The organism is Pseudomonas sp. B12(2026), from assembly GCF_057767015.1.
Window position 1 is genome coordinate 3160992 of sequence record NZ_CM173430.1, and the last position, 13596, is coordinate 3174587.

The 13596-nt window shown below is 62.3% G+C and carries 17 protein-coding genes and 1 tRNA gene; 14 read left to right on the forward strand and 4 right to left on the reverse strand.

Going from position 1 to position 13596, the window contains the following annotated elements; translation table 11 throughout:
• Positions 1 to 63: 63 nt before the first annotated feature.
• Both AC3B6A_RS14735 and AC3B6A_RS14740 read left to right on the forward strand, forming a co-directional pair.
• Positions 64 to 399 carry an ACT-like domain-containing protein gene (locus tag AC3B6A_RS14735; protein WP_488397954.1) on the forward strand — a complete coding sequence of 112 codons (336 nt, stop codon included), beginning with the start codon at positions 64 to 66 and terminating at the stop codon, positions 397 to 399.
• A gap of 111 nt (positions 400 to 510) precedes the next feature.
• Positions 511 to 1509, forward strand: coding sequence for a bile acid:sodium symporter family protein (locus AC3B6A_RS14740; protein ID WP_488397955.1), 999 nt, complete (start codon positions 511 to 513; stop codon positions 1507 to 1509).
• A gap of 86 nt (positions 1510 to 1595) precedes the next feature.
• Here AC3B6A_RS14740 and gorA read toward each other — a convergent pair whose 3' ends face one another.
• Positions 1596 to 2954: a glutathione-disulfide reductase gene (gene gorA / locus AC3B6A_RS14745; protein WP_488397956.1), complete on the reverse strand. Its 1359-nt coding sequence runs from the start codon at positions 2952 to 2954 to the stop codon at positions 1596 to 1598.
• A gap of 81 nt (positions 2955 to 3035) precedes the next feature.
• Here gorA and AC3B6A_RS14750 point away from each other — a divergent pair, with 81 nt between their 5' ends.
• Positions 3036 to 3467: a VOC family protein gene (locus tag AC3B6A_RS14750; RefSeq protein WP_488397957.1), complete on the forward strand. Its 432-nt coding sequence runs from the start codon at positions 3036 to 3038 to the stop codon at positions 3465 to 3467.
• Between the two features lie 78 nt (positions 3468 to 3545).
• On the opposite strand, the gene galU is transcribed toward AC3B6A_RS14750, so the two are convergent.
• Both galU and AC3B6A_RS14760 read right to left on the reverse strand, forming a co-directional pair.
• Positions 3546 to 4385: a UTP--glucose-1-phosphate uridylyltransferase GalU gene (gene galU / locus AC3B6A_RS14755; protein ID WP_275607532.1), complete on the reverse strand. Its 840-nt coding sequence runs from the start codon at positions 4383 to 4385 to the stop codon at positions 3546 to 3548.
• Positions 4386 to 4585: 200 nt separating this feature from the next.
• Positions 4586 to 4951: a LexA family protein gene (locus AC3B6A_RS14760; RefSeq protein WP_488397958.1), complete on the reverse strand. Its 366-nt coding sequence runs from the start codon at positions 4949 to 4951 to the stop codon at positions 4586 to 4588.
• Between the two features lie 144 nt (positions 4952 to 5095).
• Here AC3B6A_RS14760 and AC3B6A_RS14765 point away from each other — a divergent pair, with 144 nt between their 5' ends.
• Together AC3B6A_RS14765 and AC3B6A_RS14770 are read left to right on the forward strand one after the other, a co-directional pair.
• On the forward strand, positions 5096 to 5257 hold the full coding sequence (locus tag AC3B6A_RS14765; RefSeq protein WP_488397959.1) for a hypothetical protein: 162 nt from the start codon (positions 5096 to 5098) through the stop codon (positions 5255 to 5257).
• Between the two features lie 179 nt (positions 5258 to 5436).
• The gene (locus AC3B6A_RS14770; RefSeq protein WP_488397960.1) at positions 5437 to 5802 is read left to right on the forward strand and encodes a DUF3509 domain-containing protein; all 366 of its coding nucleotides are present in this window, start codon (positions 5437 to 5439) and stop codon (positions 5800 to 5802) included.
• Between the two features lie 118 nt (positions 5803 to 5920).
• Here the strand turns inward: AC3B6A_RS14770 and AC3B6A_RS14775 are convergent.
• Positions 5921 to 6007, reverse strand: a tRNA-Leu gene (locus AC3B6A_RS14775).
• 548 nt (positions 6008 to 6555) lie between these two features.
• Between AC3B6A_RS14775 and AC3B6A_RS14780 the strand changes: the two genes are divergently transcribed.
• The 9 genes from AC3B6A_RS14780 to AC3B6A_RS14820 all read left to right on the forward strand — a co-directional run bounded on the left by AC3B6A_RS14780 (position 6556) and on the right by AC3B6A_RS14820 (position 13402).
• Positions 6556 to 6807, forward strand: coding sequence for a hypothetical protein (locus AC3B6A_RS14780; RefSeq protein WP_488397961.1), 252 nt, complete (start codon positions 6556 to 6558; stop codon positions 6805 to 6807).
• 402 nt (positions 6808 to 7209) lie between these two features.
• Positions 7210 to 7461 carry a hypothetical protein gene (locus AC3B6A_RS14785; RefSeq protein WP_488397962.1) on the forward strand — a complete coding sequence of 84 codons (252 nt, stop codon included), beginning with the start codon at positions 7210 to 7212 and terminating at the stop codon, positions 7459 to 7461.
• 1 nt (position 7462) lies between these two features.
• The gene (locus AC3B6A_RS14790; RefSeq protein WP_488397963.1) at positions 7463 to 8155 is read left to right on the forward strand and encodes a lytic transglycosylase domain-containing protein; all 693 of its coding nucleotides are present in this window, start codon (positions 7463 to 7465) and stop codon (positions 8153 to 8155) included.
• Positions 8124 to 8486, forward strand: a complete 363-nt coding sequence (locus tag AC3B6A_RS14795) for a hypothetical protein (RefSeq protein ID WP_488397964.1) — start codon at positions 8124 to 8126, stop codon at positions 8484 to 8486. Before AC3B6A_RS14790 ends, AC3B6A_RS14795 begins: the two co-directional genes overlap by 32 nt.
• A gap of 9 nt (positions 8487 to 8495) precedes the next feature.
• The gene (locus AC3B6A_RS14800) at positions 8496 to 8894 is read left to right on the forward strand and encodes a conjugal transfer protein (RefSeq protein WP_488397965.1); all 399 of its coding nucleotides are present in this window, start codon (positions 8496 to 8498) and stop codon (positions 8892 to 8894) included.
• The gene (locus AC3B6A_RS14805; RefSeq protein WP_488397966.1) at positions 8818 to 11304 is read left to right on the forward strand and encodes a VirB4 family type IV secretion system protein; all 2487 of its coding nucleotides are present in this window, start codon (positions 8818 to 8820) and stop codon (positions 11302 to 11304) included. The genes AC3B6A_RS14800 and AC3B6A_RS14805 overlap by 77 nt, the downstream gene beginning before the upstream one ends.
• 225 nt (positions 11305 to 11529) lie before the next feature.
• Complete coding sequence (locus AC3B6A_RS14810) at positions 11530 to 12108, forward strand: Rha family transcriptional regulator (RefSeq protein ID WP_488397967.1); 579 nt, start codon at positions 11530 to 11532, stop codon at positions 12106 to 12108.
• A gap of 254 nt (positions 12109 to 12362) precedes the next feature.
• Positions 12363 to 12830 (forward strand): helix-turn-helix domain-containing protein, encoded by a 468-nt coding sequence (locus AC3B6A_RS14815; RefSeq protein ID WP_488397968.1) that lies wholly within the window; start codon positions 12363 to 12365, stop codon positions 12828 to 12830.
• Positions 12827 to 13402 (forward strand): PIN domain-containing protein, encoded by a 576-nt coding sequence (locus AC3B6A_RS14820; RefSeq protein ID WP_488397969.1) that lies wholly within the window; start codon positions 12827 to 12829, stop codon positions 13400 to 13402. The genes AC3B6A_RS14815 and AC3B6A_RS14820 overlap by 4 nt, the downstream gene beginning before the upstream one ends.
• Positions 13403 to 13596: the final 194 nt, after the last annotated feature.

The window sequence follows — 13596 nt, forward strand, 5'->3', positions numbered from 1 at the left end:
GGCAAACAAATCCTCCGCCCGGACCGCACAATCTGCTCACCCATCCCGAAACCGGCCGCTGCCATGAACCTTCCCGCCTTCGCCCTGCCCACCTTCCCCGCCGACGCCCTGGAACGCCCGGTGCCAGCGCAAGCCGCCGTGGATGCGCGCTACCTGATCCGCACCGAGGCGGACGCCGACATCCTCTGCCGGCTGCTGAACCAGTTCGCCCTGCAAGGCCAGGTGCCGGCGCAGGTCGAGGCCTCGCGGCGCGGGGAATGGCTGGATATCGCGCTGCGGGTGAACACCCTGCCACGCCATCGCCTCGAAGTGATCGCCCAGCGCATGCGCGGCATGGTCTGCGTGTGTTCGGTGGACCTGTTCATCGACGAGCAGTCAACTGTCCGCTCAGCGACATAATCTGGCTATCTGGCGTTAGCCGGCAATTTCCATCGTGACTAGAGTGCAACCTGCCCGCCCGCTTCTGCCGGGCGCGCCCACTCGAAAAACTACAACACGAGAGATGTGCCCATGGCTCGCCCACGCCTGCTTCCCGACAACTTCACCCTGGCGCTGATCGCCACCGTGACGCTCGCCAGCCTGCTGCCCTGCGAAGGCCAGGCGGCGGTGATCTTCGGCTGGATCACCAATCTGGGCATCGCGCTGCTGTTCTTCCTGCACGGCGCCAAGCTGTCCCGCCAGGCCATCATCGCCGGCGCCACCCACTGGCGCCTGCACCTGCTGATCTTCGCCTGCACCTTCATCCTCTTCCCGATCCTCGGCATCGCGCTCAAGCCGCTGCTGACGCCGTTGCTCACGCCCGACCTGTACTTGGGCATGCTCTACCTGTGCGCCCTGCCCGCGACCGTGCAATCGGCGATCGCCTTCACCTCGCTGGCGCGCGGCAACATCCCGGCGGCGATCTGCAGCGCCTCGGCCTCCAGCCTGCTGGGCGTGTTCGTCACCCCGCTGCTGGTGCAACTGCTGCTCGGCACCCACGGCGACACCGGCATGTCGACCCTCGACGCCATCGGCAAGATCACCCTGCAACTGCTGGTGCCCTTCCTCGCCGGCCAGCTGCTGCGCCCCTGGATCGGCGCCTGGGTCGACCGCCACAAGCCGGTGCTGCGCTACGTCGACCAGGGCTCGATCCTGCTGGTGGTCTACACCGCCTTCAGCGCCGCGGTGATCCAGGGCCTCTGGCACCAGATTCCGCTGCCCGCCCTCGCCGGCCTGGTGGTCGCCTGCTGCGTGCTGCTGGCCCTGGCGCTGACCGCGACCAATCTGCTCGGCCGCTACCTCGGCTTCTCCCTGGAAGACCGCATCACCATCGTCTTCTGCGGCTCGAAGAAGAGCCTGGCCACTGGCGTGCCGATGGCCTCGGTGCTGTTCGCCAGCAGCAGCGTCGGCGTGATCCTGCTGCCGCTGATGCTCTTCCACCAGATCCAGCTGATGGTCTGCGCGGTGCTCGCCCAGCGCTACTCCCAGCGCCAGGACGCCGCCCCCGCCCAGCTGAAGAGCGCCAGCTGAGATGCCCGCTCGGGCGCTATCCACGAAAAAGCCGGTGCAATGCACCGGCTTTTTCGTTTCTGGCCTGGCGATGAGCGCCGTGGCGATCAGCCGCCGACGGGCGTGCGCAGGGTGACGAACTCCTCCGCCGCGGTCGGGTGGATGCCGATGGTTTCGTCGAAGACCCGCTTGGTGGCCCCCGCCTTCAGCGCGATGGCGATCCCCTGGAGGATTTCCCCGGCCTCCGGGCCGACCATGTGGCAGCCCAGCACCTTGTCGCTGTCGGCATCGACAACCAGCTTCATCAGGGTCCGTTCCTGGCTCTCGGTCAGGGTCAGCTTCATCGGGCGGAAGCGGCTCTCGAAGAGTTTCACCTTGTGCCCGGCGCTGCGCGCCTCGTCCTCGGTCAGCCCGACGGTGCCGATGTTCGGCAGGCTGAACACGGCGGTCGGGATCAGCTTGTAGTCCACCGGACGGTATTCCTCCGGACGGAACAGATGCCGCGCCACCGCCATGCCTTCGGCCAGGGCGACCGGAGTCAGCTGCACCCTGCCGATCACGTCGCCGATGGCGTGGATGGATGGCTCGCTGGTGCAATACGCCTCGTCCACCTTGATGAAACCGCGTTCATCCAGCTCGACCGCGACGTTCTCCAGCCCCAGGTTGTCCAGCATCGGCCGGCGGCCGGTGGCGTAGAACACGCAATCGGCTTCCAGCACGCGTCCATCCTTGAGGGTGGCGAGCAACGTGCCGTCGGCCTGCTTGTCGATCCGGGCGATGTCGGCATTGAACTGCAGGTCCATCCCCTTCCTGGCCAACTCATCGCGCAGGTGCTCGCGCACGCTGCGGTCGAAGCCGCGCAGGAACAGCTCGCGGCGGTACAGCAAGGTCGTTTGGGCACCCAGGCCGTGGAAGATCGAGGCGAACTCCACGGAGATGTAACCGCCGCCCACCACCAGCACGCGGCGCGGCAGCTGTTCGAGGAAGAATGCCTCGTTGGAGGTGATGGCGTGTTCCTTGCCGGGAATCTCCGGCAGCTGCGGCCAGCCGCCGGTGGCCAGCAGGACATGCCTGGTCGTGAAACGCTGGCCGTCGACCTCCACCGTGTGCGCATCGCACAGTCGCGCATGGCCTTCCAGCAGCGTCACGCCGCTGTTGACCAGGAGGTTGCGGTAGATGCCATTGAGGCGATGGATCTCGCGGTTCTTGTTGGCGATCAGGGTCGGCCAGTCGAATGTCGCGCCCCCGGTCGTCCAGCCGAAGCCCGCCGCCTGCTCGAAGTCTTCGTGGAAGTGGGCGCCGTAGACCAGCAGCTTCTTGGGCACGCAGCCGACGTTGACGCAGGTGCCGCCCAGGTAGCGGCTCTCCGCGACGCCGACCCGCGCCCCGAAGCCTGCTGCGAAACGCGCGGCGCGCACACCGCCGGAACCAGCGCCGATGACGAACAGGTCAAAATCGAAAGACATCATGCTTCTCCGCGTGGATATGCCAGGCAGCATACCCTATAGCACCTGGCCTATCCTTTCAGGAACCGAAGGAGGCACCCCATGCGACCGAGCCTGACTCATCTGGCCCTGCACGTCCCCGACCTGGACGCCTGCATCGCCTTCTACGAGCACTTCTGCGGCATGCGCGTCATCCACCAGCGCGAAGGCAAGGGCTCGCGGATCGTCTGGATGGCCGAACCGGGCAAGGAGCACCAATTCATCTTCGTCATCATGCCCGGCGGCGAAGCGCGCCACCTGGCCAGCGACGACTACAGCCACTTCGGCTTCGCCGTCGACAGCCACGCGGAAGTGGACCGGATCGCCCGGGAGGCGCAGGACGCAGGCTGCCTGATCTGGGCACCACGGGAGGAGCCCTACCCGGTGGGCTATTACTGCGGCCTGCGCGATCCGGCCGGCAACCAGGTCGAGTTCAGCTACGGCCAGCCGCTGGGGCCCGGCTCGGAGTCCATGCCGATCCCGTCATCGATGTAACGGCGCTTTCCCAAGAGCCCGAAAACGAAAAAGCCACCCGAAGGTGGCTTTCTCGACGAACCGGGAAGATCCCTGGACTTACCAGGCCTTGCCAGTCTTGTAGAGATTCTCGTAGCAGAAGTTGGTCGCCTCGATGTAGCCCTCGGCGCTGCCGCAGTCGAAACGCTTGCCCTTGAACTTGTACGCCAGCACGCAACCGTCCTGGGCCTGCTTCATCAGGGCGTCGGTGATCTGGATCTCACCGCCCTTACCCGGCTCGGTCTGTTCGATCAGGTCGAAGATGTCCGGAGTCAGGATGTAGCGGCCGATGATTGCCAGGTTCGACGGTGCCTCTTCCGGCTTCGGCTTCTCGACCATGGTGTTCACGCGGTAGATGTCGTCGCGGATCATCTCGCCGGCGATCACGCCGTACTTGTTGGTCTCTTCCGGCGGCACTTCCTGGATCGCCACGATGGAGCAGCGGAACTGGTTGTACAGCTTGACCATCTGCTTGAGGACGCTGTCGCCTTCCAGGTTCAGGCACAGGTCGTCCGCCAACACCACGGCGAACGGCTCGTCGCCGATCAGCGGGCGGCCGGTCAGGATGGCGTGGCCCAGGCCCTTCATCTCGATCTGGCGGGTGTAGGAGAAGGTGCACTCGTCGATCAGGCGACGGATGCCGACCAGGTATTTTTCCTTGTCGGTATTGCGAATCTGGTGTTCCAGCTCATAGCTGATGTCGAAGTGGTCTTCGAGGGAGCGCTTGCCGCGACCGGTGACGATACCGATTTCGCCGAGGCCGGCTTCCAGGGCCTCTTCCACTGCGTACTGGATCAGCGGCTTGTTCACCACCGGCAGCATTTCCTTGGGCATGGCCTTGGTGGCCGGGAGGAAGCGGGTACCGTAGCCAGCGGCCGGGAACAGACATTTCTTGATCATGGGAGTCCTTCGAGGGGGACAGGGGTGCGAGTTGCGCGCAGTCTAATCAGGCTGCGCCCGCCTTACAATGCCCCGGCACGTGGCGTTCCATACTCCTGCGAGCATTTGATATCTCGCCTCGGAAACCGGGGTTGCGCATCTGACAATAGCCCCGGCCACGAGTTCGCCGATACTGGCAAAAAGTCAGCATCACCCCGTCTTCAGGCAGGCACATCCCGCCGCCACTCGACGCTCTCATCCGACAGCCGCCGCCGCACCACGCCCCAGATTGTCAGCTCATCGCCCTCACGAACCCTGATGGACGGAAAGCGATCACTCGCCGGCAACAGGGCAAAAGCACCCTCGATCACCGCCAGCCGACGAATCAGCGCTTCTCCATTGAGCTCCGCGACGACGATTTCCCCCTCCGCCGCCAGCTCGGAGCGGTCGACCAGCAGCAGGTCGTTGTGGCGAATCCCCGCCCCCGTCATGCCATCGCCATGTGCCCGCACTATGTATGTGTGGGACGGCATCCACTGCGGGCGTGCGAGCGCGGCGCTGTGGCCAGTTTCCAATAGCTGATGCATGGCTTGCCCTCATACTGTATGTATATACAGATAACAGGTAGATGCCCGGCTTTCAAGCGATTTGCCGGAACACGGCCACTCGATCGAAAAGGCACGGCGTGATCCGCGGTGGTCTACCCTTAGCGAGGGGCGAGGACATTCGATATGAATCCGGGTACGTTCCTGACTCTCATGATTCTGGGCTGGCTGCTGCTGGCGGTGGTGACCCTGTGGGCGATCCTGCGGGTTCCCATGCGCCGTGCGCGGCTGCAGAAGCCCAAGGCAAAACCGGCCAACGCAACGCGGCGGAACCCGATTCCTCACTGACTCCGATGATCGTGCAAATTGCCTTGCGAATCGGGAAACTCCCTGCAAGCTGCACGACGCATTTTTCAATCAGCGACTACAAGCCAATGATCTGAAAGGATTTTCTCGATCCACCTCGGTGGTACGCCCCCTGCAAAGAGCAAGGAAGGATTTCGCCACTCACTGCCGAGGATTCCACCATGAAGATCGAACGACTTCCCGCCACCCGCTATCTCTGCCGCCAGTTCCCGGAATTTGAAGTGGATTTTGCCCCGCGGCCGGATGGCAACCTGGTCATGACCCTCTGCGATTCCGCAGGCGGACAAGTGGCCTGCCGCGTGGTCCAGCTCGACGAGCAGCGCGACGCGCACCTGCTGGAGAGCTTGGTGGTACGTATCCGCAGAGATCTCGCGACCGAAGAAGGCCCCCTGCAGGCGGCTGACGCGGATCACTTCAAGGACCCGGTGCAACTGCAGAGCTTCCGTGAGTCGTCCGAGCCGTTACGCAAGCGCCGCATCGTTAGCGCCGGGGAAAAATTGCGGGCGCTGGCACACCTGAGCGCATGAACCGGTCCGGAGCAAGGCGATTGCGCTCCGCTGCGGAGTTACTGCGGCCACAAGCACGGCAGGCTAATCGGACCGCGATCCACAGCGAGCGGGAGACTCAAGGGAGAAGAAGGAGAGATGGTGCCCGGAGCCGGGGTCGAACCGGCACGCCCTTGCGGACGAGGGATTTTAAGTCCCTTGCGTCTACCGATTTCGCCATCCGGGCGGTAGCGCTGTTCAGCGGTGAAAGGCTCTGGCGAGCCGAAAGTGAGCTAGAGACCAACAAGACAGTTCGTTCCCGCAAGCTGCGGAATCTTACTGCAGGCGCAATTGTCTTCTAAAGAAAAAGCCCTGTAAATCTTGGATTTACAGGGCTTTCTTTTGGAGGCTGAGGTCGGAATCGAACCGGCGTTCACGGATTTGCAATCCGATAGAAGAACGCAGCAACCACGCAAGATAGAAAACATTAAGCGTCCCATTGTACACAGCAAGCAACGCCTCTGAAAGCCGCATGGTTGATATGGCGTGCTTGGCAGTTCTGGAACAAATTCAGGGCTGGTTTCAGCCTCCCGCCTCGCCCGTTCTGGACACCCTGCTCTCCCATCACAGCATTGTGAAGCGCTAAGCGACCTGCAGCCCGCGCCGGGCTTGGCTTTGGCGCCTCTCTCCCTTCTCTCCTGAAACCATTGATTTAGCGCTCATTGGCATGGTTTGGCGTATGAATTGCCCCAAACCTGCCCCATGCGCTCGTCGATTTGGATCGAGGAATTCATCATGCAAGCTACCTCCCACAGCCATCAGTCGTTGCAGGCTCTCCTCCTGCTGACCTTCAAGGCTCGCGAAACCTTCGAACACCTACGCAACTTCAACAAGACGATCAGCTACCGCGTTGAGCGCTGCGATAACGCTGGCGAGTTTCGCTGGAAAGTTGTGGAGGCCGACTCGAAACGGACCGTCGCCCTTCGCCGCACCCTCTTCGATGCGTTACTGGCCTGTGATCGCCTGGAGAACCGAGCTCCCCAGTGAGGAGTTCCGAGCATGACTTGGTCTGACCAAGTTGCACCGATCATTGCTGAAGTGATCAGGCATGTTGATCGATCCGACCTGACAGCGGTGCGGCGGGCCCTACGACAGGCCTATCCATTCGGTAAACGGACCTGTGCACCTTATCGAGCCTGGCTGCGCGAGATTCGGCGTCAGCTTGGTCACCCGCTCTACGCCCCCAGGAAAGACCCTGCAGATCCGCAGGTCGACCTCTTCTAGGGGCCTGGCCAGATAGGCCACTCCCATCCTTGCCCGATGCGGGCAACCCAACTGGCCAGGCCCTGGCCAGCATAACCCAGCCCAGCCACGGGCCTTTCACTCAACCGCTCTACGCCGGTACTTACCGGCGGCGCATTCCTGCGCCCGAAAAAAGGAGGTTCCCCTATGGGACTACGTAAACAGTCAAAGACCACCCAGGTCTACATCGGTGAAGAACGCACTGCCGAGATCGCGCGCAGAGCCACGTCAGTGGCTTATCACACCAATCGGCAGTGCAGGGCGACTTACTTCATCAAAGAGCTGATCGATCGTTATGCCGCTCGCCTGGAAGCCGAACTGATGATCGAAGGCACGAACCTTCAGCAGTCTGACCTAGCTGGACAGGCAGACGAATCCGAGCACCAACCAGGAGGCTGACATGGCACTCGCCACCAGCGCCCTCCTGGCCCTGGCCGCGCAATGTGCCCCCGCTGTCGCTCCTGAAACGCTCCAACTCCTTGTCGCCCATGAATCCGCCCTGAATCCCTACAGCATCGCTGTCGTGGGGGAGGCTCTGCCACGTCCGCCGCAAAGCCTGGACGAGGCGCTGGTCATGGCGCGCAAGGCGGTGGACGCGGGACAGAGCATCAGCGTCGGCCTGGGCCAGATCAACAGCCAGCACTTCAACGCCCACGACCCGCAGGAACTGGCCAAGGTGTTCGAGCCCTGCCGGAACCTGCAGCTGACGGAGTTCTTCCTGCAGGACTGCTATGCCCGCGCCCTGGATGTCGATCCGGATGCACAGGGCGCTTTGCGCAAGGCCCTGTCCTGCTACTACAGCGGGGATTTCACCACCGGCCTAAAGCCAGAACCCGCGTTCGGCAATACCAGCTACGTCGACCGCGTTCTGGCCCGCGCGGATCTGCCGCCTGTTCCAGCCCCTGACAACACCTCCCTGCCACCGGCGCCCACGGCTCCGGCGGCTGCCCCTGCTCCACCACCACTACCGACCTACGAGCGCTGGGACGTTCTGCGCCAGTTCCCGCGCTTCAACGCGGCTTCGCCGCCGGCGCAAATCCGACCTCAAGAGGAAATACCCAATGCTGAAACAACTGTTCAAAGCCGCCCATGACGCCCTGCTGCGTGCCCGGGCCCGACGCATGGAAATGGCTGTCCTGGGCCTGGCGTTCGTCCCTGCCTTCGCCCGTGCCGATGACTGGCTGGCGAAGATGCAGGACTACGCCGACTACGTGCAGACCGGCATCTACGCCTTCTCGTTTGTTTTCTTCCTGTGCTGCGTCGGCTGGGGCGGCCTTCGCCTGATGGCATCGCGCATGGCGGGGGATCACTCGTATGGCTGGATGGACTTCCTGCAGCTCTTCCTGATCGGCGCCGTGGTCGGCGCGGCCGTCGCCGTGTTCGCGCCCTGGGCCTGGGAAGCTCTCGGCGGCGTCAAGGGCTAAGGAACCGCCATGGCTGACGAGAAGCTGCGATTCAAGACCTGGAACGGGATGGACCGGCCCGCGAACTTCCGGGGGGTGCCCATCATGCCCTTCGTTGGGTTGCTGGTCGGGGGCCTGTTCACGACGGGTTTGATGACGGCGATCTGCGGCCTCTGGGGAGTGCTCGCTGTAGTGCCCTTCCTGGCGGTTGCGTTCGCCTTCTACTTCGTCAGCGCCATTGATGACCGCTTTACGCGCCGGGTGGTGTTCGCCGCCCGACGCCTGCTGCTCGGCACGCGGTTCGGACGGGGGCTGATCGTTACTCCGCAAAATCCAAGATGGAGACAATTTTATGGCAAGCGCTTCGCACTCTGCCGTCATGTCAACCGAGGTGATGACCCCGTTGATGGAGCATCACGTCGGGCATGAATGCATCGTCAAACTCGCTCCGAACCGGCTGCTCAGCGTGATTCGCCTCAAGGGCATCTCGCACGAGACCATCGACCAGGAGGCGCTGGATCGCCAGTTTGAACGGGTGAACCAGTACTTCCTCGCCCTGGGCAAGAAAGAGGGCGCCAACCTGATGCTGCAGACCTACACGATGAAGACGGGCCTGCAGCTGGACACGCAATACCAGATGCCGTTGCCGGCCCTGCAGGATTTCGTCGAGGCCTATACCCAGCCCTTCCGAAATGGCACCTACCGCCAGATCGGCTACACGGTGGTCCTGATCCTGCGATACCGCGACCTCGATGACGGGCTCAAGCGCATGCAGGAGCTGCTGCTGATCTCCAAGACGATGCTGGCCGACTATGACCCGGCACTGATGGGGATCGAGCAGAACCAGAACGGCGCGCTGGTATCACAGGTCGGCCGCTTCTTCAGCCAGGTCTTCAACGGCCAGGAACAGGATGTGCTGATCGCGGATACGCGCCTGGGCGATGCGGTCATCGATAGCGTCACGAACTTCGAGGCCATGGATTACGTGCAGATCCGGCCCAATCGGGGCGGCAAGCGCTATGCGACCACCTATGACCTGCGCAGCCTGCCGAATGGGGGCACCTTCCCGGGCATGTGGGATGAGGCCTCGGCGCAGCAGATCGATTTCACCCTGGTGCAGACGTTCCTGTTCGAGGACCGCAACAAGGCCAAGCGCAAGCTCACCAAGCAGATCTTCGACCTGGGAGGCACCGAGGGCGAGAGCAGGCAGACCCAGGAGCTGGAGACGGCGCTGGAGGCCATCACCCTGGGCGAGCTGAGCTTCGGCCGGTATCACGCGGGCCTGGTGGTTTATGGCGAGTCTGCCGATGCCGCGATCGAGAACGGCGCCAAGATGGAATCGATCTTCAGCACCTATGACACGTCATTCGTGCGCTCGACCCTCAGCAACGTTTACACCTGGTTCTCGCAGTTCCCCGGCTTCCTGGATGTGCCGTACCCCCAGATGAAGTCGACCGAGAACCTGGCCTGCACGTTTTCGCTGCATGCCACGCCGGTCGGCAAGGCGAAGGGCAACCCTGTCGGGGATGGTTCGGCGTTGATGCCCACTCGCACGTCCAGTGATGGGCTGTTCTTCCTGAATGCCCATGACAGTCCTGCCGGCCAGAACAACCGCGGCGAGAAGCTGCCCGGGCACATGTGCTTCACCGGCATGACCGGCGCCGGGAAGACGACGGCCGAGGCGATCACCCTGGTGTTCTTCAGCCGGTTCAACCCGATGCTGTTCGCCATCGACTACAACCGCTCCCTGGAGAACCTGCTGCGGGCGCTGAATACCCGGTACTTCGCCATCGAGCCGATGCAGTTCACCGGCATCAATCCATTCCAGCTGCGGGATACGCCGCAACTGCGCCAGTTCCTGTACGAGACCGTGGTTGCCTGTGCCGGCGGGGTCGATCAATGCACCCAGGAGGAAGAGCGAACGATCCAGGACTCCATTGCCGCGGTGCTGCAGCATTCGGAGGTGAAGAACCGGAGCATGTCGCTGTTGCTGCAGAACATCCCGCTCCTGGGCGGCAACTGTCTGCACACGCGGCTCATGAAGTGGTGCCGCACGCTGGGCGGCGCCTACGCCTGGGTGCTGGACTCGCCCGTGAACCAGTTCGATCCGCAGTTGTTCCGGCGCCTGGCCTTCGACTGCACGAACGTGCTGAAGAAGGAGTTCGTCGGCAATCACCCGGTTGCGATCCAGGTCCTGCTCAACACGCTGTTTTTCCTGAAGCGCCTGGTGCAGCAGAACGAGCCCGGCAGCCTGTTGCTCAACGTGATTGCGGAGTATTGGGTGCCGCTGTCGTTTGAAAGCACCGCCGAGGCGATGAAGGAGATCCTCAAGGCGGGGCGGACCCGCGGCGAGATCCTCATCATGGACACGCAGTCGCCGGAAGACTCCGCTGACAGCCCCTACGGGCCGGCGGTGATCCAGCAGACGGTCACCACCTGTTGGCTGGCGAACACGAAGGCCGATCCCGCGTCGTACAAGAAGTTCGGCATCCAGGGGAAGGTCTTCGACGTGATCAAGGGCTTGCACCCGCAGGATCGCGGCATGGTGGTGGTTCAGGGGCACCAGGCTGTGCAGCTCAAGATGGATCTCCCGGTGCATCTGAAGTACTGGCTCCCGCTGTTGTCGACCACAACCGAGAACGCTGCGATCGCCCAGGAAATCCGCCAGTGCCTGGCGACGGACGATCCGGAGGTATGGGTGCCGGCGCTGCTGGAGGCCTGTCGGAACGAGTCGGACTCTCCGGCCGCTCAGGCTCGCGCTCTGCACGCGGATATCCCGTCGTTGTGGGTGCCGGAGTTCATCGCCAACCGGCGCGACCTCGCAAAAGCCCCAGCCTGATCTTCTCGCTCGCAAAACAGTTGGCCACCTTTCGATAACCGGCAGCCCTGCCGGTGCGGACTGGTGACCAACACCGAGAAATTTGCCGGGCACCTGGCGATTTCTCCGCTACGTCGGGAGCCGGCTAATACAAGACCTCTCGGGGGAATATGCCGGCGCTACTTGTGGGCGTTTTGAGCTCCCGACACCCCCTAAGCCCTCAAAAGGCTCACATGGAGTAACACGATGAAAGGCACCGTGCTTTCTGTTCCTGATGTTCTCGTTGAACTGGTCAATGGTCAGCCGACCACCACCAGCCTCGATGTCGCCGAGCACTTCGGCAAACGTCATAGAGACGTACTGCGAGCCATCCGCAATCTGGATTGCTCGCCGGAGTTTACCCAGCGCAATTTTGCGCAAGGGTCTCAATCCATCAATCAGCCCAACGGTGGCCAAGCCACCTACCCACTGGTCCGCATGTCCCGGGACGGCTTCACCTTCCTTTGCATGGGATTCACCGGACCAGAGGCGGCGAAGTGGAAAGAGGCGTACATCCAGGCTTTCAACGAGTTGGAGAACAGGGTTCGCTCTCAGAAACAGCCTCCACCGCTCATGACGCAGTACACCGAAGCAAACGCCAAAGCCCTGATGCACCACATCGAGTGGCTGGTAAAAAACTGGCGTGACGGCCTGGAGCCTGCTTTGCGTGCCATGGACAGTCCGGATGCCGCCATCTACCAGGACCACGTAGCGGCGATCGCATCACTCGGCCGCAGCGTCACCAACAGCCTGCGCCAGAGCACTTCTGCCAAGGCCGGGCAATAAACCGCACTCCCCTTCCACTCCTGAATGCTGGCCGCGTCGCCGGCGCAGGCTTCTATGCGCCGGCGTCACGGTCGGTTGTGGGCATCCCCTCGCCAAGGCACTTATCGGCTCAAGCATGAAAACGACTCCAGCCGTTGGAAACGCCAAACACTCGTTTCGTTTATTGCGTTTTTCGTTTATTTCGAATATAACGATAACCTAGGTTGGGGGAGGACCGTAACGCTCCCAAGTTGATCGTTGTTTTGGAGAATGCCATGACTACCGCCGACCTCTCTCGTACGGCTCTTCCCGATGAGAAGGAGATTGCTGCGGCTGTTGAGTCACACCGTCAGTTAGCAGCGTTCATCTCAACAAAATTCGAGACCCAGCGAATCGAGTTCGTGGATGAGGCTGACCATCGCCAGGTCGTTGAAGTGCCGACCGTGGCCCTGCGCTTGTTCGGGGAGATTCTCAGCGAGCTTGCGCTAGGCAACACAGTGAAAGTCGTTCCGATTCACGCGGAGCTGACTACCCAGGAGGGAGCCGATTTGCTCAATGTGTCCCGGCCGCACCTGGTGAAGCTGCTGGACGAAGGCGTGATTCCTTACACCAAGACGGGCAGCCACCGCCGGGTCAAATTTGCAGACCTGGTGGCTTTCAAGAAAAAGCGTGACGACAAAAGTCGGGCGGCTCTGGATGCCCTCGCGGCACAAGCCCAGGAGTTGGGCATGGGGTACGAATGAGGAATTCCCCCTTCACCGCAGTCTATGACGCGAACGTGCTCTACCCGGCGCCTCTTCGCGACTTCTTGATGAACCTTGCGCTGACCGGTGTGTATCGAGCACGTTGGTCAGCGCAGATTCACGAAGAGTGGAAGCGCAATCTCCTGCTGAAGCGCACGGACCTTACCCGTGAGCAACTCGATCGCACGTCCGATCTCATGGACCAGGCGATTCCCGATGCCTTGGTAACGGACTACGAGTCGCTCATGCCGGGACTTGATTTACCCGATGACGATGATCGGCATGTGCTCGCGGCGGCGATCAAATGCCATGCCTCGGTCATCGTGACCTTCAACCTCAAGGACTTCCCTCAAGGAGTCCTTGAGACCTTCTGCATCGAGGCCCTGCACCCCGACGACTTCATCGCTGACCAATGGGATATCGACCGGACGGCAGTCCTTGAAGCGGCAAAGCAGCAGCGCGCTTCGCTGAAGAGGCCACCTCATACGGTCCAGGAGTACCTGGACAGAATGCTCCAACAGCAGCTTCCCAAAACCGTAAAGCTCCTATCCGATTACCATGCGCTGATCTGAAGTCAGTTCGCGCCGTCTTCGGATCTTCCGCACTGCCCCGCCCGATTGCCTTCGACTACCGGGACCACGTGACTTCCCGCCAGGCCTAGGCAATAAACCACTCCCCTTCCATTCCTGAATGCTGGCCGCGTCGCCGGCGCAGGCTTCTACGCGCCGGCGTCGCGGTCGGTTGTATCCCCCGCCAAGGCCTTGAG